Here is a 23,143-nt window from a genome sequence, read left to right on the forward strand (position 1 = left end):
AAGGTCAGCGCCAGTGCCGATGTGGGTTGTGACGCTGGTGCGGGATCTCCCCGAGCTGCCGGGCATTGGCGTCGTCGGTCTCGACGGTCGCCGCCACCGAACGGACCACGTCGGCGCCCAGCCCTTGCAGCGACCGACCCAGGACCTCCCAGGCCTTCAGCAGCGTCTCCTCGTAGCCGCGATACTGCTTCTCGAAAGCGGCGCCGATGTCGTCGCGACCCCAAGGTCGCCGGGCACTCGCCTCCGCGATCGCCCCGCCGACCTCCCGCCGCGAGGCACCGACCGCCTCCCCTGCCATGCTCAGGTCGGCGCCGCCCCGGCGGGCCCGGTCAGGGTCCAGCCAGATCTGCCCGTCGGCCACCGCCGTCACTCTCCGCGCGACAGCACGGCGTCCGCCCGACCGAGCAGGGCGCCGAAGTCGTTCGTACGCAGGAACTCCACCGACGGCGAGCCGGGCGGCAGGTAGCCGGCGACCAGTTCGCGGGTGGCCGCCTCCGCTGCGGTGGAAGCCCGCAGGAGCGTTGTGGTGATCTTTCGGCTCAGCGCCTTGGCGTCCCGATCGTGGAAGACCGCCGGGGACACGTCCACGCTGATCAGTTCGCCTCGGGCTCCGACCACGGCGTTCACGTGGTCGTCGTCCGAACGCTCGGTCACCCGCAACTCCGCAAGCTTGGTCTGGAGTTCGTCCAGTCCGGAGCGAAGTCGCTGGTACTGGCCGTACACCTCGTCGAACCGCGCACGCAGCGCGCGATTGGCCTCCCGGTCCGCAGTCTCGGCCACCCGCCGCCCCTCTCCGTCACCGTCAGTAGGGCAGACCATACCGGGCGCCACGGAATCCGTGGGGTCCGGTAGTTTCAGGCTGTGATCGAGCGACAGCAGGCCGAGCAACTCGCCGCCGTCTGGGCGCAGCGGGATTCCGAACGCTTGGGATTCCCGTGCTCGCCGCTGGTCGAGGAGTTCGACCTGGGCTACCTGATCACCTCGACCGTGTCGCGGGATGCCCGCGCTCTTCCCGGTGGCCTGCCCACCACCGTCGTGGACAAGGAGACGGGCGAGGTGTCGACCTGGCCGCGGCTGCCGTTCCCCGCCGTGGAGCAGCTGTTCCGCCAGCGCCGGCCGCCCGAGCCGCGGGCGCCACGCACCGTCGACCCCGGCGGCCAACTGCTCCGCGAACTCACGCGACTCCCTACACCCGGCGCTGCCGCGCACCTCACTCTCGACGGCCGAATGCATGTGGCCCACGGGGCGAAGGGGGACGTGGAGCTGCGCCATCACCCGCTCGTGCAGTCCTACCTGGACGAACTACCTCCCGGCCATCTTGTCCGTGGCGGCGAACGGCACGCCGAGATGATCGTCGTCTCCGACCTGCTGCATGAACAGGACCACCGTCGCGCGAGTGGGGGTCTCTCCTCGCTGACCTTGGCGGAGGCCAAGGCGCTCCTGGCCAGGAGCCGGGTCGAGTTCTTCCGCATCCGTGAGGCCGGCGATGCTGCTGGCGGCGCCACGGACAGGCCCTGTGACTCCTGCATCAACTTCCTGGTGCACTTCAACGCACTGCCCTGGCCCGACCTCGCCTACACCGAGGCATGGCTCTCGGAACCACAGGCCGATCCGGAGCCTGGACGCTTTCCGCAGCAGGTCGTGGATGCCTTGGTGGTTGCCGGCTGGCGTCCGCACTTCGGCGACGAGGTGCTGGCCGCCGCCGCCATCCGCGACGTGACCGCCGTGGCCGGCAAGAAGCACTCTCACGCGGTGTTCCCAGCTGCGGTGGCGGTGCTCACGGCGTTCCCAGGACTCGTAACGGGGCGTAAAGGACCAGGAGAGCAGGTCTGGATCTCCCGCTTCAACATCCGGCCACGCCACGCCTCGTACACCGCCGACACCCTCGCCGATTTCGGTGCGGTGCTCGGCGTACGGCTGTTCCCGCTGGGCACCGAGCGCGGCGACAGCATCATCGCGGTCGACGAGCACGGTCGGATCTTCGCGCTGGACCAGGCCGGCGAGTGGTTCCTCGGCCCGGACATCGACGCCGCCCTCACCACCCTGCTGCTCGGCCGGGCCCCCGCCCGGGTACGCGACGACGGCACCTGGTGAGCGCCGTCAGCACCTCGACCGGGTACGGCGCGGCGGCGACGGCCGCGGCGACCTCATCCCACGCTGACTGCTCCACGCGCCGAGCGGCTACAGCGCCACCCCGGTCAGCACCATGACCCGCGGCTCGGTGTAGTCCTCCATTGCGCTTTGCAGCCCTTCCCGGCCGACGCCGGAGCCCTTCACCCCGCCGTACGGCATCTGGTCGGCCCGGTACGACGGCACGTCCCCGACGATCACCCCGCCGACCTCCAGGGTCCGGGCGGCGGCGAACGCCACGTCCAGCCGATGGGTGAACACGCCGGCCTGCAACCCGTACGCGGAGTCGTTGACGGCGGCGAACGCGGCCTCGTCGTCGGCGACCGGGGCGACCACCAGCACCGGCCCGAAGACCTCCTCCCGGCAGACCTTGGCGTCCGCCGGCACGCCGGAGAGCACGGTCGGCGGGTAGGTGGCGCCCTCCCGACGGCCGCCGACCTCGATGGTGCCGCCGGCGGCGACGGCCTCGTCCACCCAGGCCTCGACGCGTTCGGCCGCCTCGACGGAGACCAGCGGCCCGACGTCGGTCAGCTCCGCGGCGGGGTCCCCGGTCCGCAGTTCCTGCACCGCGGCGACCAGCCGGGGCAGGAAACCGTCGTAGAGCCATTCGTGCACGTAGACCCGCTGCACGGCGATGCACGACTGGCCGGCCTGGTAGTTGGAGAAGGTGGCGATCCGGTGCGCGGCGAAGGTGAGGTCCTCGTCGGACGACCAGTCGGCGCAGATCACCGCCGCCGCGTTGCCACCGAGTTCCAGGGTCACGTGCTTGTCGGGGACGGCCCGGCGGATGGCCGCCCCGACCGGCCCGGAGCCGGTGAACGACACCACCGGCAGCCGTGGGTCGGCGACCAGCTCGGCGGCGCGTTCGTTGGGCAGCGGCAACACCGAGAACATCCCCTCCGGGAGCCCGGTCTCGGCGAGGATCTCGCCGAGCAGCAGCGCGGACAGCGGGGTGGCCGGGGCGGGCTTGACGATGATGGGCGCGCCGACGGCGATGGCCGGGGCGACCTTGTGCGCCACCAGGTTCAGCGGGAAGTTGAACGGGGCGATCCCGAGCACGGGGCCACGGGGCACCCGCCGGACCAACGCGATCCGCCCGGTGGCCGCCGGGTCGGTGTCGAGGCGTTGCAGTTCGCCGGAGAAGCGCCGGGCCTCCTCGGCCGCCCACCGGAAGGTGGACACGGCCCGGCCGACCTCGGCCTTCGCCCACTTGAGCGGCTTGCCGTTCTCGGCGGTGATCAGCGCCGCGACCTCCTCGGCCCGTTCGGCGAGCCGGCGGGAGACGTGGTCCAGGGCGGCGGCGCGGACGTGCGCGGGCAGGGCCGCGGCCTCCGCGGCTACCCGGGCGGCTGCCGCGACGGCGGCTTCGACCTGGTCGGGCGTGGCGAGGGTGGTACGCCCCACCGTGCGGCCGTCGTACGGGTGGGTAACGGTCAGTTCGCCCGCACCGTGGGTGGGGCGGCCGGCGACATACAAGGCTCTCGGCTCCACGTCCGGCAGCGTAGACCACCCCAGCTCGCGCGGAAACAGTTGCTCAAGCCCTTGTCTGCCGCGAATTCAGTAGCCAAGATGGCAGTCAGATTGCGATAACCTCCGCTGACCCTTCCCTCGGCCACCCCTCGGAGACTTCTGATGAGCGATCAGCAGCAGCTGCGCAACTTCGTCAACGGCGAGTACGTCGACCCGGTGGACGGCGGCTACGCCGACCTGATCGACCCCTGCACCGGCGAGGTGTTCGCCCAGTCGCCGGTCTCCGGGGCGGCGGACGTCGACGCGGCGATGAAGGCCGCGGCCGCCGCGTTCGAGGGCTGGCGGGACGCCACCCCCGGCGAGCGACAGAAGGCCCTGCTGAAGCTCGCCGACGCGGTGGAGTCCCGGGCGGCCGACCTGGTTGACGCCGAGGTGCGCAACACAGGCAAGCCTCGCCAGCTCACCGCCGACGAGGAGCTGCCGCCGTCGGTGGACCAGTTCCGCTTCTTCGCCGGCGCGGCCCGCCTGCTGGAGGGACGCTCGGCCGGCGAGTACATGGCCGGGCACACCTCGTACGTGCGGCGCGAGCCGATCGGCGTCTGCGCTCAGGTCACCCCGTGGAACTACCCGCTGATGATGGCGGTCTGGAAGATCGCCCCGGCCCTCGCGGCCGGCAACACGGTGGTGCTCAAGCCGTCGGACACCACGCCGGTGTCGACGCTGCTGCTGGCCGAGATCGCGTCCGAGTTCCTCCCGCCGGGCGTGTTCAACGTGGTCTGCGGCGACCGGGACACCGGGCGGGCCCTGGTCGCCCACCCGACCCCGCAGTTCGTGTCGATCACCGGCTCGACCCGGGCCGGCATGGAGGTCGCCGCCGCGGCGGCTCCCGATCTGAAGCGGACCCACCTGGAGTTGGGCGGCAAGGCCCCGGTGGTGATCTTCGACGACGCCGACATCGGCGCGGCGGCCGAGGCGATCGCGGTCGGTGGCTACTTCAACGCCGGCCAGGACTGCACCGCCGCCACCCGGGTGCTCGCCGGCCCGGGCATCTACGACGACTTTGTGGCGGCCCTCGCCGAGCAGGCCCGGAACACGAAGACCGGCGCGCCGGACGACGAGGACGTGCTCTACGGTCCGCTGAACAACGCCAACCAGCTTTCCCGGGTACGCGGGTTCGTGGACCGGCTGCCGGACCACGCGAACGTCGAGACCGGGGGATCCCGGCAGGGCACGCGGGGTTACTTCTACGCCCCCACGGTGGTCAGCGGAGTGCGCCAGGAGGACGAGATCATCCAGGACGAGGTGTTCGGCCCGGTGATCACCGTGCAGCGCTTCTCCGACGAGGACGAGGCGGTGCGCTGGGCCAACGGCGTGGACTACGGCCTCTCCGCCTCGGTCTGGACGAAGGACCACGGCCGGGCGATGCGGATGACCCGCCGGCTCGACTTCGGCTGCGTCTGGGTGAACACCCACATCCCGTTCGTCTCCGAGATGCCGCACGGCGGCTTCAAGCACTCCGGGCACGGCAAGGACCTCTCGGTCTACAGCCTGGAGGACTACACCCGCATCAAGCACGTCATGCACAACATCGAGGGCTGAGCATTGTCGAGCGAGGAACTGCACAAGCGGCGCGGGGCGGCGGTCGCCCGGGGCGTCGGCAGCACCATCACCGCGTACGTCGACCGCGCGGGCGGCGGCACCATCACCGACGTCGACGGGCGGGAGTGGATCGACTTCGCCGCCGGCATCGCGGTCACCAACGTGGGCAACTCCGCCCCGCGGGTGGTCGAGGCGGTCCGGGCGCAGGTCGAGCGCTTCACCCACACCTGCTTCATGGTCGCCCCGTACGAGTCGTACGTGGCGGTCTGCGAGCAGCTCAACGCGCTCACCCCGGGCGACTTCGAGAAGCGCTCGGCGCTGTTCAACTCCGGCGCCGAGGCGGTGGAGAACGCCATCAAGATCGCGCGGCACGCCACCGGGCGCCCGGCGGTGGTGGTCTTCGACCACGCGTACCACGGTCGGACCAACCTGACCATGGCACTGACCGCCAAGAACATGCCGTACAAGCACCGGTTCGGGCCGTTCGCCGGGGAGATCTACCGGGTGCCGATGTCCTACCCGCTGCGCGACGGTGGGCTGGACGGCGCCACCGCGGCGGCCCGGGCGATCGAGATGGTGGAGAAGCAGGTCGGCGCGGAGAACGTGGCCGCGCTGCTGATCGAGCCGATCCAGGGCGAGGGCGGCTTCGTCGTACCGGCCGAGGGCTTCCTGCCGGCGCTGCGCGAGTGGGCGACGGCCAGCGGGGTGGTGTTCGTCGCCGACGAGATCCAGACCGGGTTCTGCCGCACCGGCGACTGGTTCGCCTGCCAGCACGAGAGCGTCGAACCGGACCTGGTCACCCTGGCCAAGGGCATCGCCGGTGGCCTGCCGCTGGCGGCGGTGACCGGCCGGGCGGAGCTGATGGACGCGGTGCACGTCGGCGGCCTCGGCGGCACGTACGGGGGCAACCCGATCGCCTGCGCGGCCGCCCTCGCGGCCATCGAGACCATGCACGAGCTGGACCTGGCGGCCGCCGCCCGGCGGATCGGCCAGGTGATGGGCGACCGGCTGCGCGCGATCGCCGCCCGCGACCCGCGCATCGCCGAGGTACGCGGCCGGGGCGCGATGCTCGCCGTGGAGATCGTGCAGCCGGGCACCCTCACCCCGGACCCGGCCGCCACGGCGGCGATCTCGGCGGCCTGCCACGCCGCCGGCCTGCTCACCCTGACCTGCGGCACGTACGGCAACGTGCTGCGCTTCCTGCCGCCACTGGTCATCTCCGACGAGGAGCTGGCGCGGGGCCTGGACATCCTGGACGCGGCCCTCGGCTGACCGACGGTCGGCCGGTGTACGTGGAACACCATGGGTCCCGATCCCCCCAGGAGCGACCCATGGTGTTCCACCCCCGGCCCCCCAGGGCGCGTCACCCGCTGCCCTGATCAGAGGCAGATCCAGCAGTACGCGTGGACGCCGTCGGCAACCGCCCGGCGGGCCACCCGCCGCAACTCCCCCACGATCTCGGCGACGAGCTTCTCGTCCGGCTCACCCATCCACTCCTCGGCGGTCCGCCACACCGCGGCGACGTCGTCGATCCGCTCATCCGGCAGCGCGGCAAGCTCGCTGACGAACGCCGGCTTGAGCCGGAGCAGGTACGGGCCCTCGTCGTCGTTGCCGTCGACCCGCGCCTCGTCGGTGGAGAGGTCCTCCGCCGCCAGGTCGAGGTCGCCGTGCCGGATCGCCGCCCACAGCCTGCCGACCAGCACCGCCGGCTCGAGGAACTTGCACCGGAGTGGAGCCAGATCGTCGCCGGGCCCGGTGTCGGCGGCGGCCAGCGCCTGCTCGGGATTCACCGCGAAGTAGTCGGTCAGGATGCCCACGGCCAGACGGTACGACCTCCCTCCGACAAGCCCGATCCTCCACAGGGGTCCCGTCCATCGCCGTCCTGTTCTATAGTCCTACTGTCGTAGGACAATAGAAGGGCGTCGCGTGATCGAGTTCGTACTGGACGGCCGGTCCAAGGTGAACACCTATGTGCAGCTGATCCAGCAGGTCAAGCAGTCCCTGCGGGTGGGGCTGCTGACGCCCGGCGACCAGTTGCCCAAGGTCCGCGACGTCGCGCAGTCGCTGGCCATCAACCCGAACACGGTGCTGAAGGCGTACCGCGAGCTGGAGATCGAAGGTCTGGTCGAGGGCCGCCCCGGCGTGGGCACCTTCGTCCGCCGCACCGTCGCCGGCTCGTCGCTGGCCGATCAGGCCGAGCTCCGCGAGGAGCTGGTGGCCTGGCTGCACCGCGCCCGCGCCGCCGGGCTCACCCCTGAAGACGTCACCGCCCTGGTGGAGACCACCATGCGGGCCGCGCTCGCCGCCGAGTCGCCGCGCGCCGAACCCGCCTCAGCAGGATGAGAGGACAGTTGATGGAGATCGCGCTGGAGGCCGAGCAGCTCGGCAAACGGTACGGACGAACCTGGGCGCTGCGGGACTGCTCGCTGCGCCTGCCCGCCGGGCGGATCGCCGCCCTCGTCGGCCCCAACGGTGCCGGCAAGAGCACGCTGCTGCACCTGGCGGTCGGCCTGCTGCGGCCGGACGCCGGCGCGGTGCGGATCTTCGGCGAAGCGCCGTACGCCAACCCGTCGGTGCTGCCCGAGATCGGCTTCGTCGCACAAGACACCCCGCTCTACCGGGACTTCACCGCGGCCGAGCTGGTGGAGCTGGGCCGGCGGATGAACAAACGCTGGGACGCGGCGCTCGCCCGCAACCGGCTGGCCCAGCTCGGCATCCCGCCGAAGCTGCCCGTCGGCAAGCTGTCCGGCGGTCAGCGGGCGCAGGTCGCGCTGGCGCTCGCCCTCGCGAAGCGGCCCCGGCTGCTGCTCCTCGACGAACCGGTCGCCAGCCTCGATCCGCTGGCGCGCCGGGAGTTCCTGCAGTCACTGATGGGCAGCGTCGCCGAGTCCGAGACGACCGTGCTGCTCTCCTCGCACCTGCTGGCCGACCTGGAACGGGTCTGCGACTACCTGGTCGTGCTGCAGGCCGCCCGGGTGCACCTGGCGGGCGCGGTCGACGACCTGGTCGCCGCACATCGGCAGCTGGTCGGTCCCCGGCACGGCGGCGAACCCATCGAGGGGGTCGATGCCGTGGTCCGGGCGAGCCACACCGCCCGGCAGTCGACGCTGCTGGTCCGCACGAGCGGCGAGGTCCTTTCTCCGGAGTGGACGGTGCACGACGTGACGCTGGAGGACCTCGTGCTGGCATACCTCGCCGAGGGCGAGACCACCACGAGCCACGCGGCCTGGGAGGTGCCGGCATGATCTGGCTGGCCTGGCGGCAGCACCGCAAGCAGCTGCTCTTCACCCTCCTCGGCTTCGCCGCGCTGGCGGCCCTGATGATCCCGATCGGCCTGTCGATGCGGCACAGCTTCACCGAGCTCGGGCTGCCGGACTGCGTCAGCAAGCTGGCGAATTCGCAGCTCAACCCGATCACCGCGAACGGCTGTGATTCGGCGTTCCGCCAGTTCACCAACCGGTACTCCAGCCTGAACCTGGTGGCGGTCCTGCTTGTCGTCCTGCCGGTGCTCGTCGGTCTGTTCTGGGGCGCCCCGCTGGTCGCCCGGGAAGTGGAGCACGGCACGCACCGGTTCGCCTGGACGCAGGGCGTCGGCCGGACGCGGTGGGCCCTGGTGAAGTTCGGCCTGGTCGTCGTGGTGACGTTGACCCTGGCGATCGGCTACGGACTGGGCATGGCCTGGTGGGTCAGCCCGCTGACCCAGGCCGCGCACGAGGGCCGACTCGGCTTCATCGTCTTCGACCTGCAGGGCATCGCCCCGATCGGCTACACCCTCTTCGCGGTGGCGCTCGGCATCTTCGCCGGCACCCTCTGGCGCCGGATGCTGCCCGCCATGGGCGTCACCCTGGCCACGTTCATCGGGGTCCGGGCGGCGGTGGCGATCCTGGCCAGACCGCACTACCAGCCCGCCCGCACCCTCACCTTCCCGATCGAGGGGGCCGATCCGGTGCGGGAGTCCCGGGGCAACTGGGTCCTCGCCAGCGGTGTGCGCAACGCCGACGGGAAGATGGTGGCGGCCGACACCCAGATCATGTGCCCGCCGGGCGGCCAGGCACCGGGGGGCGGGCGCTGCGGGGCCGACATCGGCGCCGGACCCGGTGCCTACAACTGGCAGCTCTACCAGCCGGCGGACCGGTTCTGGCCGTTCCAGTGGATCGAGACCGGCATCTTCGTCGCCCTTGCCGCCCTCCTGCTCTACCTCGCCGTACGCCGGCTCCGCCGGATCGCCTGAACCGCCCTCGGTGGAACACCATGGCGGTCACCGCAGCCAGGAGACCTCCATGGTGTTCCACCCGGGGCGCGGCGGCTCAGCCGAGCAGCTCCACCACGTTGCGGCGGACCAGGTTCTTGCCGGGCTCGCGGATGAGGTCCATCGCGGCCGCGTTGAGCAGGACGCAACTGCCCGAGGGGCCGGTGACTGTCACGGTCACCGCCTTGCCGTTGTCCAGGTTGGTCACCCGCAACCGGGTCCCCGCCGGGAACTGGCCGCTGGTCGCCGTCGGAGCGCCGCGCTCGCCGGAGAACGTGATCGGACCGCCGCACACGGTCCGGCCGGCCGCGCCGCCCGGCTGAGCAGCGCCGCCCGGCTGAACATTGCCCGGCCGGGTCTCGCCGGTGCCCGGCCGGGTGGGCTGGTCCGCCGGTCCGTCGAGCCGTTCCACCACGTTGCGCCGGATCACGTTCTTGCCCGGCTCCCGGACCAGGTCCATTGCGGCCGCGTTGAGCAGCACGCAACTACCCGACGGCCCGGTCACCGTCACCGTCGCCGCCTTGCCGTTGTCCAGGTTGGTCACCCGCAACCGGGTGCCCACCCGGAACCGGTCGCTGGTCGCCGCCGGCGCCCCGCCCTCGGCCGAGAACGTGACTGATCCCTGGCACGCGCTCGGCCGGGCCGGTGTGGTGTCGGCGAAGCCGAATCCGGTGCCGACCGCCACCACCGCCGCGGCGACCACCGCCACACCACCCGCCAGTACGTGCTTCCGCTGCACCCTCACCGCAACTCCCGTCGTCCGTTGGCCTGACGTACGCCGGTACGGCGTGGAGCGTCGCATCGTTCACCGCGACCCCGCCCGGGCGCCGGTTTCGGCTCTTTCGCTACTGCCGGTGACACCACGGACCGGTCCGGGTGGTGGCACCCGCCCCACCCGCACCGGTCCACCCGTCAGTCCCGCCGGATGCCCAACGTGCTGCGCTCCGGCAGCATCCCGGAGGCCACCACCGCCCCGGTGACCGGCGCGACGAGCTGGGCGAACCGGCCGACCGCGGGGCCGAGCGCCCGCCACGGGGCGGCGGCCAGCTCGTCCGTACGCCGCTCGACCTCGTCGCGCAGCCGCCGGCCGGCGTCGGTCGCGGCGCCGTCCGCGTCGATCAGACCCCGGCCGGCGAGCCGCTCGCGCGCGGCGGCCCACTCCTGGGCGCTCCACCGGCGGCTGGCGAAGACCTCCACCGGGGCGGCGCCGACGGCGGCGAAGGAGACCAGCGCCTCGGTCGGGTCGAGCCCGGCGGTGAGCAGCGCCGCCACGTGCCCGTCGCCGCGGTGCTCGCGCAGGATCGTGGCGGCCTGCCAGAGCGCGAGGTGGGGCGCGTCCGGCCAGGGCAGGTCGGCGTTGGCCGCGGCCAGCGGGCGACCGGCCAGGTCGGCGGCGTGGACGGCCCGCCGGGCCAGCACGGCCGCCTCGGCCAGCTCGGGCGAGTCCACCCGGTCGCCGAGCAGGCGGCGCAGCGCACGGTCCACCCCGGACAGCCGGGCGGCCAGGACCTTGGCCGGCTCGGCGGCGGCCCAGACCGCCGGCAGGTACTCGGCGACCATGCCCGGGCTGAAGCTGTAGTAGGTGGCGGTGACCAGCGCAGGTCCCGCCGCGCCGAGCGGCGCCGACCGGAGGGCGAAGTAGCCGGGCCACCGTTCGCCGGTGGGCAGGCCGAGCGCGTCGGCCTCCTCGGTCAGCTCGGGCGCGTAGTAGACGAGCGCGTGCACGGGCTCGATGAGCTGCCACATCTTCCGGACCATCGTCAGTTCCACGCCAGCCTCCCGGGAGCGTCATCTTGTCGATGTCAAGTTTCGCTCGACCGGACCAACTTGTCAATGACAAGATGGCCCCGGCGGCGCGTCGGCCGATCTTCCGGGCAACCGGTATTGGCGATCACGGGTGAGCTGGGTCACCATGGGCCCGAGGAGGTCGCCCATGGCTGACCCGTGGCTCGCCCTGGAATTCGGCGCCGATCCGGCGGAGCGGATCGCGCAGGTCGGTGCCGCCCACGAGGCGTTCCTCGCCGGGCACGTCACCGCGGACCGGGTCCGGGACGTGGTCCGCCGGTCGTGGGAACGGTCCGCGCTGCTCGACCCGGATACCACCGCCCCGGTCGACCTGGCCGACGACGTCCTGGAGAGCTACCGGGCCGCCCATCCCCTCGCGCGGGTGCTGCCGCTCTTCCGCGACCTGCTCGGCGGGATCGCCCAGGACGGCGCGCACCTGATGGCGGTCTGCGACGCGTACGGGCGGCTCCTCTGGGTGGAGGGACATCCGGGAGTGCTCCGGCACGCCGAGCGGATGAACTTCGTGCCCGGCGCCCGGTGGGATGAGGCGCACGCCGGCACCAACGCCCCCGGCACCGCCCTCGCCGTCGACCACTGCGTGCAGATCTTCGCCACCGAGCACTTCGTCCGGCCGGTGCAGCGCTGGACCTGCGCCGCCGCCCCGATCCACGACCCCACCACCGGACGGTTGCTCGGCGCGGTCGACATCACCGGCGGCGACCACCTGGCCGCCCCGCAGAGCCTCGCGCTGGTCCGGGCCACCGCCCGGGCGGCCGAGGCGTTCCTGGCCGGCGCGGCACCGGCCGATCCGGACGTGCTGCACGTCGCCGCGCTCGGCCGGGACGAGGCGGAGCTGCGGATCGGCGGGCGGCGGATCCGGCTCGGCCGCCGGCACAGCGAGCTGCTGGTGCTTTTGCTCGACCACCCCGAAGGCCGTACCGGCGAGCAGCTCGGCATCGATCTCTACGGCGACGAACGGCTGCACCCGGTCACCCTCCGCGCCGAACTGTCCCGGCTGCGCCGGGCGCTCGGCGAGGAGCTGCTCGACTCCCGCCCGTACCGGCTGCGGGCGACCGTGCGCGCCGACTTCCGTACCGTCACCGAGCTGCTGGAACGCGGCGACCCGGCGGGGGCGCTCCAGGCGTACCGCGGGCCATTGCTGCCCGGTTCGGATGCGCCCGGGGTGGCGCGGCTGCGCCGCCTGGTCGACGGGCAGGTGCGGGAGGCCGTGCTGGCCACCGCGGACCCGGCGCTGCTCGCGGCCTGGACCGCGACGCCGGCCGGGGCCGACGACCTGACCGCCTGGCAGGCCCTGGCCCGGGCGTTGCCGCCGGGCGCCCCCCGCCGGCCCCTCGCGGCGGCGCGCATCCGCCAGCTCTCTCAGGAGTACGACCTGCCGCGCGCAACGTTCCTGCAACGTCGCGGAAACTAACGTCGCCGCCGTCCACCCCTACGGACGGCGGAGGTACCCATGACGCGCTACGACGCCCCCACCCACTGGCAGTCCCGCTACGACCACTTCATCGGCGGCGAGTACGTGAAGCCGCACGGCGGCCGGTATTTCGAGAACCCCAGCCCGGTGACCGGACAGACGTTCTGCGAGGTGGCCCGGGGCACCGCCGAGGACGTCGAGAAGGCCCTCGACGCCGCGCACGGCGCCGCCGACGCCTGGGGCCGCACCTCCGTCGCCGACCGGGCGCTGATCCTCAACCGGATCGCCGACCGGATGCAGGAGAACCTGGAGTCCCTGGCCATCGCCGAAACCTGGGAGAACGGCAAGCCGATACGGGAGACGCTGGCGGCCGACATCCCGCTGGCGATCGACCACTTCCGCTACTTCGCCGGGGCGGTCCGGGCCCAGGAGGGCTCGCTCGGCGAGATCGACGACGACACGGTGGCGTACCACTTCCACGAGCCGCTCGGCGTGGTCGGGCAGATCATCCCGTGGAACTTCCCGCTGCTGATGGCCACCTGGAAACTCGCCCCGGCGCTCGCCGCCGGCAACGCGGTGGTGCTCAAGCCGGCCGAGCAGACGCCGGCGTCGATCCACTACCTGATGTCGCTGATCGCCGACCTGCTCCCGCCCGGCGTGGTCAACGTGGTCAACGGCTTCGGCGTCGAGGCGGGCAAGCCGCTGGCCTCCTCACCCCGGGTGGCCAAGGTGGCGTTCACCGGCGAGACCACCACCGGGCGGCTGATCATGCAGTACGCCAGCGAGAACATCAGGCCGGTCACGCTGGAGCTGGGCGGCAAGAGCCCGAACATCTTCTTCGACGACGTCAGCGCCGCCTCCGACGACTTCCGGGACAAGGCCCTCGAAGGCTTCACCATGTTCGCCCTCAACCAGGGTGAGGTCTGCACCTGCCCGTCCCGGGCGCTGATCCAGCAGGGTCACTACTCCGACTTCCTCGCCGCCGCCGTCGAGCGGACCAAGGCGGTGAAGCAGGGACACCCGCTGGACACCGAGACGATGATCGGCGCGCAGGCGTCCAACGACCAGCTCGAGAAGATCCTCTCCTACCTGGACATCGGCCGGCAGGAGGGCGCCAAGGCCCTGACCGGCGGTGAGCGGGCCGACCTGGGCGGTGAGCTGTCCGGCGGGTACTACGTGCAGCCGACGATCTTCGAGGGCGACAACTCGATGCGGATCTTCCAGGAGGAGATCTTCGGCCCGGTGGTCTCGGTGACCTCCTTCGCCGACCTGGACGACGCCGTGAAGATCGCCAACGACACCCTGTACGGACTCGGCGCTGGCGTCTGGACCCGGGACATCAACACCGCGTACCGGGCCGGGCGGGCGATCCAGGCCGGCCGGGTGTGGACAAACTGCTACCACGCCTACCCGGCGCACGCCGCGTTCGGCGGATACAAGCAGTCCGGCATCGGCCGGGAGAACCACAAGATGATGCTGGAGCACTACCAGCAGACCAAGAACCTGCTGGTCAGCTACTCCCCGAAGAAGCTGGGCTTCTTCTGATGGGTGACCCGGTCACCCTGACTCCCGCGGCGGCCGACCTGATCCGGTCGCTGCGGGAGGCGCACGGTCCGCTCATGTTCCACCAGTCCGGCGGCTGCTGCGACGGCAGCGCCCCGATGTGCTATCCCGCCGGCGAGTTCCGCACCGGCGCCTCGGACATCCGGCTCGCCTCGCTTTCCGTGGACGGCGTCCCCGAGCCGGTCGAGTTCTGGATGTCCGCCGCCCAGTGGGAGCTGTGGAAGCACACCCGGCTCACGGTCGACGTGGTGCCGGGACGCGGCAGCGGCTTCTCCCTGGAAGCCCCGGAAGGCGTCCGCTTCCTCATCCGGTCCGAACTGGCCTGAGACAGCGGGGGCGGGTGGCTCCCGTGCCACCCGCCCCCGCGAACGCTCAGCGTCAGCCGATGCTGAAGACGGCGTTGTCCAGTTCGCCGCGGAACTGGTCGTTGTTGGTCAGCCCGGGCCCCTTGGCTCCGATGTTGACCTTGGCGGTGCTGGTGACGTTCATGCTGGCACCGCTGGCGCTGGCCACCGTGTCGGCGCCGACGACGAGGCTCAGCACGTCCCCACGCCGCTTGCACTGCACGAACTTCCAGCCCTGGTCGGCGATCGACACGCTCGAGGTGAGCAGCACGGCGGGGACGGCACTTCCGCCGGCGTCGGTGCCCGCGATGCGGCAGCCCGGCTTACCACCGTCGAGCTGGAGCTTCCACTGCGCCGGGTCGGCGAACAGGCCCTTCTGCACCAGGTTCGCGCCGGCCGTCACCTGGCCGGCGGCAACCTTGACCATCACGCTGACGGTGAAGTCCTGGGTGCCCGGGTTCAGGTTGGGCGCATCCGGCACCTGGATCACCGCGCTCCCGGCGGCGGGAAAGGCCAACGCCGGGCTGCTGCCCGTGCCGTTCGGACGGGTGGCGCGGGAGATGCTGCCCGGGTCGCTCACCGCGATGCAGCCCGAGTCGCCCGGGGTGGCCACGTCGGCGAAGCATCCAGACGTCCACGGGCCCGGCTCGACCTGCCCGGTCGGCGTGGCGTCGAAGTCGAGACGCAGCTGCTCGGTGGCGGCGTACGCGGGCGCGGTGTCCACCAGCACGACGGCGGCGAGGGTGGCGACACCCAGGGCGAGCGCGGACATGGTTCGACCCATGAAGGTCCTCCGGAGATCGTGCCGCGGTCCCCCGTATCGGCCGCAGCGTCCCCCCATGATCACGTCGACTTCGGCAGGTGTCAATGCCCTGCCCCCATGCCGCCGATCTTGCACTTGTGGTTGGCGATTACCCCGCTTCAACCCGTTTTGCCGCCACCACAAGTGCAAGATCGCCGAGGAGGGTCGGGGGTGGGTCGGGGGTGGGTCGGGGGTGGGTCGGGGGTGGGTCAGTGGAGGAGGGGGCGGAGGGTGGTGAGGATGTGGGTGGGGCGGCGGTAGAGGTCGCGGTCGGTGAAATAGCGCATCGTCCAGCCCTGGGCGTCGAGCCAGTTCGCCCGGTCGCGGTCGTAACGGAGGCGGTCACGGTCCAGGTGGGAGAGGCCGTCGTACTCGATCCCGACCTTCCTCCGGCGGTAGCCCAGGTCGAGACGGTACCGCCGGACCCCCTCCGCGTCGTGCACCCACAGCTGCGGCTCCGGGGCGGGAAGCCCCCCGTCGAGCAGCACCAACCGCAGCTGGCTCTCCTGGCGGCACTCGGCCCTGCCGTCCGCGAGCGGGACCAGTTGCCGCGCTTGACACACTCCTCGCAGGCCGCGATGCCTGCCGACCTCGGCGTGAAGATCGTCGGAGTCGGCCAGGCCGCCGCGTAGCGCCGCGTCGAGCAGCGGTAGGGCGTTCATCCGCGAAGCCGTCCGCGCCAGGTCCACCGCGCACCTCACGACGGGAACACAAGGCACTCCCCGCACCGAAGTCGGCCCCTTCACGGGCAGCACGCCGTGGTGTACGACGAGTCCCGGCAGGCGTGGACGAGGCACCTCGGACGGCAGGTGGATGTGGACGGCGCCGTCGTCCGGCAGGGGCACCCCGTAACGGCGTAGCGCGGACGTCCCGGTCAGCAGCGCCTCCGGCGGAAGACAGAGAAAGAGCGCCCTCAGCTCGTCCTCCGCACACGGCTCACCGCTGCCATAAACGCCTCGCCGCACCCGCACGAGTCCACCGCGCTCGACCTGGGTACGCACCGCCTGCCGCCCCAACGCCTCGACGAGGTCCCGCCCCAGCCACACCCCACGCCGCACACCCCGCACCCTCACTCATCCCCCGCCCCTCCGCACTCCCCTCCCCCTCCCCTGTGGACAACCCCGCCGCCGAAGCGGCGATCTTGCAGCTTCGGTGGGGACATAAGGGGACACAAGGCGCTTCTCACCCACCACAAGTGCAAGATCGCCGGAGCGGGGGGCGGGGGGGTGGGGTCAGCGGGCGTCGAGGAGGGGTTGTTTCGGGTTCCAGGGTGGGGCGCCGGCGGCGTCGCGGCGGCGGCGGGCGATCGCGGACAGGGCCTCCAGGACGACCCGGTTGCCGAGGTAGGCGGTGATGTCGGCGTGGTCGTACGGCGGGGCCACCTCGACCACGTCCACGCCCACCACGGGCAGCTCGTAGCAGCAGCGGCGGACCGCGTCGAGGAGCTGTCGGGAGGTCAGCCCGCCGGGCTCCGGGGTGCCGGTGCCGGGGGCCATGCCCGGGTCGACCACGTCCACGTCGACGGAGAGGAACACCCCGTCGCACTCGTCCACCGCGATCTCGAACGCCTCGGTCAGACATTCGTCGAGGCCGCGGGAAACCACCTCGGTCATCTCGTACGAGCGCATCCGCTGCTCGGCCATCCAGGAGAGGGTCTCCGGGCCGGGCCAGTAGCCGCGCAGGCCGATCTGGAGGAAGCGGTCGCCGCGTACCGCGCCGGACTCGATGAGCCGGCGCATCGGCTGGCCGTGCCCGTGCAGGGAGCCGAACTCGATGTCCCCGGTGTCGGCGTGCGCGTCGAAGTGCACCAGCGAGACCCGGCCGAAGCCGTGCTGCCGGGCCACGCCGGTGGCGTCGGGCAGGGCGATGGAGTGGTCCCCGCCGAGCACGATCGGGATCGCCCCGGCCGAGGCGACCGCGTGGACCGCGGTTTCCAGGGACGCCAGCGACCGCTCGATGTCGCCGGAGAACATCTCCACGTCCCCGGCGTCGTAGACGCGAAGATCCTGGAGGCCGTCCACCCGCAGGGCCAGCGAGGGCCGGGAGCCGTCGTGCGGCAGGTAGCAGGCCTGCCGGATGGCGGACGGGCCGAACCGGGTGCCCGGCCGGTGCGAGGTGCCGCCGTCGAACGGCGCGCCGACGATGACCACGTCGGCGTCGGCATAGGTCACCGGCTCCTCGATGGTGCACGGCGGCACCCCGAGGAACGTCACGTCGGGGCCGAACATCGGGCCGTAGCGGGTCACCGCTCCTCCATCCCCCACGGCGAGCCGTAGCCGGTCAACAGGTCGAGGAAGGGTACCGGGGGGAACGCCTCCGGGCCGAGCACGCCGACTCCGGACCAGGCGCCGGTGGCGAGCAGTTCCAGCGCGACGACGGGGTTCACGGCGGTCTGCCAGACCACCGCCTGGTGGCCGTACTCCCGCATCGACCACTCGTTGTCGACCACGTGGTAGAGGTAGACCTTCCGGGGCCGGCCGTCCGGGCCGGTGCCGGTCACGTACGTCCCGGCGCAGGTCTTGCCGCGCATCCGGTCGCCGAGGGTGGCCGGGTCGGGCAGGCTGGCGGCGACGACATCGCGGGGAGCAACCGAGGCGCCGCCCACGCGCACCGGTGACGTCGTGTCCAGGCCGAGCTTGTGCAGGGTCTTCAGCACCTCGATGAACTCGTCGCCGAGGCCGTACTTGAAGGTGACCCGCTTCGCCTTGACCCAGCGCGGGATGAGCAGCACCTCCTCGTGCTCCACGTTGACACACTCGACCGGGCCGATCCCCTCCGGGAACTCGAACACCTCTGGCTCGGAGAACGGCGCGGTGGTGTACCAGCCGCGCTCCTCCTCCCAGATCACCGGCGGGTTCAGGCACTCCTCGATGGTGGTCCAGATGGAGAACGAGGGAGCGAAGTCGTAGCCGTCGACGGTGAGGTTCGCGCCGTCGCGTACCCCGATCTCGTCGATCTCGCTGAAGAGCTCGTCGGCGGCGTAGCGGGCGAAGACGTCGGAGAGGCCGGGCTCGACGCCGATGCCGCAGAGCGCCAGCCGGCCGGCCTCCGCCCAGCCGGGGGCGGCCGCGAACTGCTCGTCGCCGAGCTTCACCCCGGTCTCCGCGTACGGCGTGGTCGGGTGCGGGCGGGACAGGGACATCGCCATATCGAGGTAGTCGGCCCCGGCGGCGAACGCCCCGTCGAAGATCGGCATGACGAAGCGCGGGTCGACCGCGTTGAGCACGTGGGTGATCCGGTGCTCGCGACAGAGCGCGGCGACCGCGTCGGCCGAGGAGGCGTCGAGCCGGGCGGCGACGAAGCGGTCACCGTGCCCGGCGACCGCCCGCTCGGCGCGGGCCTGGTCGTAGTCGGCGACCACCATGGTCTCGAAGAAGGAACGGCGGGCGGCGATGGCGACGGCGGCGGAGCCGACCCCGCCGGCGCCGACGAGCAGGATGCGCATCAGGAATCGAACCCCAGTCCAAGACGATCGAGAGTACGGAGCCAGAGGTTGCGCCGGCCCTCGCGCGCGTCGGCGCGGGCCAGCGACCAGCGGGTGAGGTTGATGCCGGTGGCCCGGAAGGGTTCCGGCGGGAACGGCAGCGGCTTGCTGCGGACCAGGTCGAGCCGCGTCAGCGGGGTCTCCGCGCCGCCGAGCAGGTCGAGCATGACCCGGGCGCCGAACCGGGTCGCCCCGACGCCGAGGCCGGTGAACCCGGCGGCGTACGCCAGCCGACCCTCGTACGCGGTGCCGAAGAACGGGCAGAACCGGGTGCAGGTGTCGATGACACCGCCCCAGCGGTGGCTGAACCTCAGGCCCGCCAGTTGGGGAAAGGTCGTGAAGAAATGGGAAGCCAGGGCGCTGAAGGTGGCCCCGCGCTGCTCCAGCGGAGGGGCCATCCGGTTGCCGTAGTGGTAGACCGCGTCGTAGCCGCCGAAGAGGATCCGGCCGTCGGTGGTGATCCGGTAGTAGTGGAACTGGTTGCCGGTGTCGGCCAGCCCCTGCCGGTTGTGCCAGCCCACCGCGTCCCGCTGGGCCGGCGTGAGCGGCTCGGTCATCAGGGCGTAGTCGTAGACCGGCACCAGCCAGGCGCGCAGCCGGCGCAGGAGCGGCGGGAACGCGTTGGTGGCCAGCACCACCTGCCCGGCCAGGACCGTACCGGGCGGGCCGTCGGGGCCGCCGGAGGTGGTCGCCCGCAGCGCCCCGCCGTCCCGGCGCAGGCCGGTGACCCGGGTGTGCTCGTGGATGCGCACGCCGAGGTCGAGGGCGGCGCGGCGGAGTCCCCAGGCCAGCCTCGCCGGGTCGAGCATCGCCACCCGGTCCCGGTCCCACATCCCGCCGAGGTACGTCGGCGAGTCCACCTCGGCGCGCACCTCGTCCCGGTCCAGCAGCCGGACGTCATGGCCGTACCGGCGGGCCAGCTCGGCGTCCTCGGCGAGCCCGGCGAGCTGGTACGGCTCGACCGCCACCGCCAGCTCGCCGGCGCGTTCGAAGTCGCAGTCGATGCCGTGCTTCGCGACCGTCGCGGCGATGGCCTCCAGGTTCTCCCGACCGAGCCGCTCCAGCTCGTCGATCTCACCGGCGAACCGGTCGACGCCGTTGGCCAGGCCGTGGGTGAGGGAGGCGGCGCAGAACCCGCCGTTGCGTCCGGACGCCGCCCAGCCGCAGGTGCCCGCCTCCACCAGGAGCACGTCCCGGGTCGGGTCGGCCTCCTTGGCCAGCAGGGCGGTCCAGAGACCCGAGTACCCGCCGCCGATCACCAGCAGGTCGGTGCCGTGCGGGCCGGCCAGCGGCGGCAGCGGGTCGGGGCGTTCCGGTCGGTCCAGCCAGTACGGAACGGGCGCGGCGTCGGCCAGCGCCCGGCCGGTATGCGGGAGTTTCATGATCCCTTCTTGGTGGAGTGCCCGGTGGCGACGGGGGCCACCAGGGCCGCGCGCCGGGCCTGCCGGCCGCGCAGCATGCTGGCGCCGACCAGCAGCAGCGCGATCGCGAACATCGCGGTGCCGATGACGTTGACCTGCGGCGGGATGCCCCGCTGGGCGGCGCCCCAGACGTACATCGGAAAGGTGACGGTGGTGCCGGCGTTGAAGTTCGTGATGATGAAGTCGTCGAAGCTGAGCGAGAAGGCCAGCAGCGCGGCGGCCACGATCCCCGGCAGCACCAGCGGCAGGGTGATCCGCCGGAAGGTCTGCCACTCGCTGGCGTACAGGTCCATGGCGGCCTCCTCCAGCCGCCGGTCCATGCCGGAGAGCCGGGCCTTCACGGTGACCACCACGAACGAGACGCAGAACATGACGTGCGCGATGACGATGGTCCAGAAGCCCTGCGGCACCCCGGCGGAGACGAAGAGCGCGAGCAGCGAGGTGCCCATCACCAGTTCCGGCGTGGCCATCGGCAGGAAGATCAGGCCGTTGATCCCGGACCGGCCCCGGAAGCCGTGCCGGACCAGGGCGAACGCCATCAGCGTGCCGAGGATGGTGGAGACCACCGTGGCGATCAGTCCGATCTCCATGCTGCGCACCACCGCATCGCACATGTCGGACGTGGCGCAGGGGTGGGTCCAGTTGTCCAGGGTGAACTCGTTGAAGTCGTAGGACAGCCGGCTCGAGGGGCGGTTGAAGGAGAGCCCGGCGACCACGATGATCGGCAGCGAGAGGTAGCCGAGGACGAGCAGGGCCACGACCATCACCCATCGGTCGGCGATCCAGCGCGAGATTCTCATCAGAGCACCTCCTCCGTGCCGGCCTTGCGCAGGTAGACGAAGACGATCGCCAGGATCGCCGCCATCAGCAGGAAGGACAGGGCGGCACCCTGCGGGTAGTCCAGCCGGACCAGGAACGCCGAGTCGATGACGTTGCCGATCATGTACTCGTTCGGGGTGCCGAGCAGCTCGGCGTTGATGTAGTCGCCGGTGGCCGGGATGAAGAAGAGCAGCGTGCCGGCGATCAGGCCGGGCATCGACAGCGGCAGGGTGACCCTCTGGAAGGCCCGCAGCGGGCTCGCGTACAGGTCGCTCGCCGCCTCCAGCAGCCGGTGGTCGAGCCGCTCCAGGCTCGCGTACAGCGGCAGCACCAGGAAGGGCAGGAAGTTGTACGTCAGGCCGAGCACCACCGCGAACGGGGTGGCCAGCAACCGGCCGTCGGGGCCGAGCAGGTGCACGTCGCGCAGCACACCGACCAGCCAGCCGTTGTCCGACAGGATGGTCTTCCAGGCCAGCGTGCGGACCAGGAAGCTGGTGAACTGCGGCGCGACCACGGCGACCAGCAGCAGGTTCTTCCACCGGCCGGCCTTCTGCGCGATCGCGTACGCCAGCGGGTAGCCCATCAGCAGGCCCAGCACCAGCGCGATCGCGGAGTAGGCGAACGACCGGACGAAGTGCGGCCAGTACGCCTGCAACGCCGTCGGGTAGTTGTCGAACGCCCAGGTCATCGCGTACCCGGTGGAGAGCGATCCGTTCGGGTCGTAGAGGCTGGCGGCGGCGAGCTGGAGCAGCGGCAGCGCGAAGAAGATCAGCAGCCAGGCCGCGCCGGGCAGCAACAGCAGGTACGGCAGCAGCTTGTACCGTCCCCGCCGGGGCGCCGGCGCGGCGGCCGGCTCCCCGGTGGGGGTCGGTACGTGCGCGAGGGCGGTCATGACGCCACACCCACCGGCGGCTCGTCGAGCAGCGGGGTGGTCTGGTCGTCCTCGCCGGGCTCGCGGGGCAGGACGAAGGCGTGCCGCGGGTCCCAGTGCGCCGTGACCGGGGTGCCGACGGCGATCCGGCCGCCGACCCCGCTGTTGGCGGCGAACACCGACAGTTCGCTGCCCCAGGCGGTCCGCACCAGGTACTGGGTGCTCACACCGACGTACGAGGCGTCGGTGACCACGCCACCGACGTACTGCTGGCCGCCCGGGACCGCGCCCGGGTCGCCAACCAGGTGCAGCTTCTCGGGGCGTACCCCGAGGAAGACCGGACCGCGGTCGACGCGGGCCCGGCCGGCGGGGACGGAGAAGCGCCCGCCGTGCGCGGTGACCACCACCGCGTCCCCGCTGCGCCCGGCCGCCTCGCCGGCGAGCAGGTTGGACTGGCCGAGGAAGTTCGCCACGAACGCGGTGGCCGGGTACTCGTACAGGTCGGCGGGGGCGCCGAGCTGCTCGATCCGGCCGGCGTTCATCACCGCGACGGTGTCGGCCATGGTCATGGCCTCTTCCTGGTCGTGGGTGACGTGCACGAAGGTGATGCCGACCTCGGTCTGGATCCGCTTCAGTTCGATCTGCATCTGCCGGCGCAGCTTCAGGTCGAGCGCGCCGAGCGGCTCGTCCAGCAGCAGCACCTGCGGGTGGTTGATCAGGGCGCGGGCCAGCGCGACGCGCTGCTGCTGGCCGCCGGAGAGCTGGGCCGGCTTGCGCCGGCCGTACCCTTCGAGCTGCACCAGCGCCAGCATCCGTTCGACCTGATCGGTCACCTTGCGGATGCCGCGCCGACGCAGCCCGAAGGCCACGTTCTCGTTGATGTCGAGGTGCGGGAAGAGCGCGTAACTCTGGAACACGGTGTTCACCGGCCGCTTGTACGGCCGCAGCCCGGCGATGTCCCGGTCACCGAGCAGCACCTGCCCGCTGGTCGGCTCCTCCAGCCCGGCGATCATCCGCAGGGTGGTGGTCTTGCCACAACCGGACGCCCCGAGCAGGGCGAAGAACGAGCCCTGCGGGATGGTGAGGCTGAGGTCGTCCACCGCGGTGAAGACGCCGAACCGCTTGGTCAGGTTGGCCAGCCGCAGATCGCCGGCCGGTGTCTCGTGTCCCATTG

23 protein-coding genes are annotated in these 23,143 nt (G+C 72.0%); 9 read left to right on the forward strand and 14 right to left on the reverse strand.

What is annotated here, in order from left to right:
* Window positions 1-4 precede the first annotated feature (4 nt).
* Complete coding sequence (locus ACZ6S5_RS15465) at window positions 5-361, reverse strand: hypothetical protein (protein WP_466000785.1); 357 nt, start codon at window positions 359-361, stop codon at window positions 5-7.
* Between the two features lie 5 nt (window positions 362-366).
* The gene (locus ACZ6S5_RS15470; RefSeq protein ID WP_466000786.1) at window positions 367-780 is read right to left on the reverse strand and encodes a YbaB/EbfC family nucleoid-associated protein; all 414 of its coding nucleotides are present in this window, start codon (window positions 778-780) and stop codon (window positions 367-369) included.
* Between the two features lie 81 nt (window positions 781-861).
* Here ACZ6S5_RS15470 and ACZ6S5_RS15475 point away from each other — a divergent pair, with 81 nt between their 5' ends.
* The gene (locus ACZ6S5_RS15475) at window positions 862-2,094 is read left to right on the forward strand and encodes an SUKH-3 domain-containing protein (protein ID WP_466000787.1); all 1,233 of its coding nucleotides are present in this window, start codon (window positions 862-864) and stop codon (window positions 2,092-2,094) included.
* Window positions 2,095-2,181: 87 nt separating this feature from the next.
* On the opposite strand, the gene ACZ6S5_RS15480 is transcribed toward ACZ6S5_RS15475, so the two are convergent.
* Window positions 2,182-3,621 (reverse strand): aldehyde dehydrogenase family protein, encoded by a 1,440-nt coding sequence (locus ACZ6S5_RS15480; protein ID WP_466000788.1) that lies wholly within the window; start codon window positions 3,619-3,621, stop codon window positions 2,182-2,184.
* A gap of 141 nt (window positions 3,622-3,762) precedes the next feature.
* Here ACZ6S5_RS15480 and ACZ6S5_RS15485 point away from each other — a divergent pair, with 141 nt between their 5' ends.
* Both ACZ6S5_RS15485 and gabT read left to right on the forward strand, forming a co-directional pair.
* The gene (locus ACZ6S5_RS15485; protein WP_466000789.1) at window positions 3,763-5,199 is read left to right on the forward strand and encodes a gamma-aminobutyraldehyde dehydrogenase; all 1,437 of its coding nucleotides are present in this window, start codon (window positions 3,763-3,765) and stop codon (window positions 5,197-5,199) included.
* 3 nt (window positions 5,200-5,202) lie between these two features.
* Window positions 5,203-6,471: a 4-aminobutyrate--2-oxoglutarate transaminase gene (gene gabT, locus ACZ6S5_RS15490; protein WP_466000790.1), complete on the forward strand. Its 1,269-nt coding sequence runs from the start codon at window positions 5,203-5,205 to the stop codon at window positions 6,469-6,471.
* A gap of 107 nt (window positions 6,472-6,578) precedes the next feature.
* Here the strand turns inward: gabT and ACZ6S5_RS15495 are convergent, their stop codons facing one another.
* Window positions 6,579-7,016, reverse strand: coding sequence for a hypothetical protein (locus ACZ6S5_RS15495; RefSeq protein ID WP_466000791.1), 438 nt, complete (start codon window positions 7,014-7,016; stop codon window positions 6,579-6,581).
* A 109-nt stretch (window positions 7,017-7,125) separates the two neighbouring features.
* Here ACZ6S5_RS15495 and ACZ6S5_RS15500 point away from each other — a divergent pair, with 109 nt between their 5' ends.
* Genes ACZ6S5_RS15500 through ACZ6S5_RS15510 form a run of 3 tightly spaced genes read left to right on the forward strand, consistent with a single transcriptional unit; the run spans window position 7,126 to window position 9,430 of the window.
* Complete coding sequence (locus ACZ6S5_RS15500) at window positions 7,126-7,542, forward strand: GntR family transcriptional regulator (protein WP_466000792.1); 417 nt, start codon at window positions 7,126-7,128, stop codon at window positions 7,540-7,542.
* 11 nt (window positions 7,543-7,553) lie between these two features.
* Window positions 7,554-8,444 (forward strand): ABC transporter ATP-binding protein, encoded by an 891-nt coding sequence (locus ACZ6S5_RS15505; protein WP_466000793.1) that lies wholly within the window; start codon window positions 7,554-7,556, stop codon window positions 8,442-8,444.
* Window positions 8,441-9,430, forward strand: coding sequence for an ABC transporter permease (locus ACZ6S5_RS15510; protein ID WP_466000794.1), 990 nt, complete (start codon window positions 8,441-8,443; stop codon window positions 9,428-9,430). The genes ACZ6S5_RS15505 and ACZ6S5_RS15510 overlap by 4 nt, the downstream gene beginning before the upstream one ends.
* A gap of 76 nt (window positions 9,431-9,506) precedes the next feature.
* Here ACZ6S5_RS15510 and ACZ6S5_RS15515 read toward each other — a convergent pair whose 3' ends face one another.
* Together ACZ6S5_RS15515 and ACZ6S5_RS15520 are read right to left on the reverse strand one after the other, a co-directional pair.
* Complete coding sequence (locus tag ACZ6S5_RS15515) at window positions 9,507-10,193, reverse strand: RlpA-like double-psi beta-barrel domain-containing protein (protein WP_466000795.1); 687 nt, start codon at window positions 10,191-10,193, stop codon at window positions 9,507-9,509.
* Window positions 10,194-10,360: 167 nt separating this feature from the next.
* On the reverse strand, window positions 10,361-11,218 hold the full coding sequence (locus ACZ6S5_RS15520; RefSeq protein WP_466000796.1) for an SCO6745 family protein: 858 nt from the start codon (window positions 11,216-11,218) through the stop codon (window positions 10,361-10,363).
* Between the two features lie 163 nt (window positions 11,219-11,381).
* Between ACZ6S5_RS15520 and ACZ6S5_RS15525 the strand changes: the two genes are divergently transcribed.
* From ACZ6S5_RS15525 to ACZ6S5_RS15535, 3 genes are read left to right on the forward strand one after another with little or no spacing between them, the layout of a single operon-like run.
* On the forward strand, window positions 11,382-12,665 hold the full coding sequence (locus tag ACZ6S5_RS15525) for a transcriptional regulator (RefSeq protein WP_466000797.1): 1,284 nt from the start codon (window positions 11,382-11,384) through the stop codon (window positions 12,663-12,665).
* 39 nt (window positions 12,666-12,704) lie between these two features.
* A complete protein-coding gene (gene adh, locus ACZ6S5_RS15530) occupies window positions 12,705-14,210 on the forward strand; it encodes an aldehyde dehydrogenase (RefSeq protein ID WP_466000798.1) in 1,506 nt (501 codons plus the stop codon).
* Complete coding sequence (locus ACZ6S5_RS15535) at window positions 14,210-14,554, forward strand: DUF779 domain-containing protein (protein WP_466000799.1); 345 nt, start codon at window positions 14,210-14,212, stop codon at window positions 14,552-14,554. Before adh ends, ACZ6S5_RS15535 begins: the two co-directional genes overlap by 1 nt.
* A gap of 52 nt (window positions 14,555-14,606) precedes the next feature.
* Here ACZ6S5_RS15535 and ACZ6S5_RS15540 read toward each other — a convergent pair whose 3' ends face one another.
* From ACZ6S5_RS15540 to ACZ6S5_RS15575, 8 genes are all read right to left on the reverse strand, one after another.
* Window positions 14,607-15,356 (reverse strand): LamG-like jellyroll fold domain-containing protein, encoded by a 750-nt coding sequence (locus ACZ6S5_RS15540; RefSeq protein ID WP_466000800.1) that lies wholly within the window; start codon window positions 15,354-15,356, stop codon window positions 14,607-14,609.
* Between the two features lie 227 nt (window positions 15,357-15,583).
* On the reverse strand, window positions 15,584-16,036 hold the full coding sequence (locus tag ACZ6S5_RS15545) for a DUF559 domain-containing protein (protein ID WP_466000801.1): 453 nt from the start codon (window positions 16,034-16,036) through the stop codon (window positions 15,584-15,586).
* Window positions 16,037-16,606: 570 nt separating this feature from the next.
* Entirely contained in the window at window positions 16,607-17,620 is a 1,014-nt protein-coding gene (gene speB, locus ACZ6S5_RS15550; protein WP_466000802.1) for an agmatinase, read from the reverse strand.
* Window positions 17,617-18,819: a saccharopine dehydrogenase family protein gene (locus ACZ6S5_RS15555; protein ID WP_466000803.1), complete on the reverse strand. Its 1,203-nt coding sequence runs from the start codon at window positions 18,817-18,819 to the stop codon at window positions 17,617-17,619. The genes speB and ACZ6S5_RS15555 overlap by 4 nt, the downstream gene beginning before the upstream one ends.
* The gene (locus tag ACZ6S5_RS15560) at window positions 18,819-20,240 is read right to left on the reverse strand and encodes an NAD(P)/FAD-dependent oxidoreductase (protein ID WP_466000805.1); all 1,422 of its coding nucleotides are present in this window, start codon (window positions 20,238-20,240) and stop codon (window positions 18,819-18,821) included. The genes ACZ6S5_RS15555 and ACZ6S5_RS15560 overlap by 1 nt, the downstream gene beginning before the upstream one ends.
* Window positions 20,237-21,079 carry an ABC transporter permease gene (locus ACZ6S5_RS15565; RefSeq protein ID WP_466000807.1) on the reverse strand — a complete coding sequence of 281 codons (843 nt, stop codon included), beginning with the start codon at window positions 21,077-21,079 and terminating at the stop codon, window positions 20,237-20,239. The genes ACZ6S5_RS15560 and ACZ6S5_RS15565 overlap by 4 nt, the downstream gene beginning before the upstream one ends.
* Window positions 21,079-21,990 carry an ABC transporter permease gene (locus ACZ6S5_RS15570; protein WP_466000809.1) on the reverse strand — a complete coding sequence of 304 codons (912 nt, stop codon included), beginning with the start codon at window positions 21,988-21,990 and terminating at the stop codon, window positions 21,079-21,081. Before ACZ6S5_RS15570 ends, ACZ6S5_RS15565 begins: the two co-directional genes overlap by 1 nt.
* On the reverse strand, window positions 21,987-23,141 hold the full coding sequence (locus tag ACZ6S5_RS15575; protein ID WP_466000811.1) for an ABC transporter ATP-binding protein: 1,155 nt from the start codon (window positions 23,139-23,141) through the stop codon (window positions 21,987-21,989). Before ACZ6S5_RS15575 ends, ACZ6S5_RS15570 begins: the two co-directional genes overlap by 4 nt.
* Window positions 23,142-23,143: the final 2 nt, after the last annotated feature.

The organism is Micromonospora sp. NPDC051924 (assembly GCF_055586005.1).

Bases quoted from the DNA above. Each gene is read 5' to 3' on its own strand.
- ACZ6S5_RS15485 (WP_466000789.1), top strand. From the start codon at position 3,763: ATGAGCGATCAGCAGCAGCTGCGCAACTTCGTCAACGGCGAGTACGTC.
- ACZ6S5_RS15560 (WP_466000805.1), bottom strand. From the start codon at position 20,240: ATGAAACTCCCGCATACCGGCCGGGCGCTGGCCGACGCCGCGCCCGTT.
- ACZ6S5_RS15570 (WP_466000809.1), bottom strand. From the start codon at position 21,990: ATGACCGCCCTCGCGCACGTACCGACCCCCACCGGGGAGCCGGCCGCC.
- ACZ6S5_RS15525 (WP_466000797.1), top strand. From the start codon at position 11,382: ATGGCTGACCCGTGGCTCGCCCTGGAATTCGGCGCCGATCCGGCGGAG.
- adh (WP_466000798.1), top strand. From the start codon at position 12,705: ATGACGCGCTACGACGCCCCCACCCACTGGCAGTCCCGCTACGACCAC.
- ACZ6S5_RS15540 (WP_466000800.1), bottom strand. From the start codon at position 15,356: ATGGGTCGAACCATGTCCGCGCTCGCCCTGGGTGTCGCCACCCTCGCC.
- ACZ6S5_RS15505 (WP_466000793.1), top strand. From the start codon at position 7,554: ATGGAGATCGCGCTGGAGGCCGAGCAGCTCGGCAAACGGTACGGACGA.
- ACZ6S5_RS15565 (WP_466000807.1), bottom strand. From the start codon at position 21,079: ATGAGAATCTCGCGCTGGATCGCCGACCGATGGGTGATGGTCGTGGCC.
- ACZ6S5_RS15545 (WP_466000801.1), bottom strand. From the start codon at position 16,036: ATGAACGCCCTACCGCTGCTCGACGCGGCGCTACGCGGCGGCCTGGCC.
- ACZ6S5_RS15575 (WP_466000811.1), bottom strand. From the start codon at position 23,141: ATGGGACACGAGACACCGGCCGGCGATCTGCGGCTGGCCAACCTGACC.
- ACZ6S5_RS15535 (WP_466000799.1), top strand. From the start codon at position 14,210: ATGGGTGACCCGGTCACCCTGACTCCCGCGGCGGCCGACCTGATCCGG.
- ACZ6S5_RS15510 (WP_466000794.1), top strand. From the start codon at position 8,441: ATGATCTGGCTGGCCTGGCGGCAGCACCGCAAGCAGCTGCTCTTCACC.
- ACZ6S5_RS15555 (WP_466000803.1), bottom strand. From the start codon at position 18,819: ATGCGCATCCTGCTCGTCGGCGCCGGCGGGGTCGGCTCCGCCGCCGTC.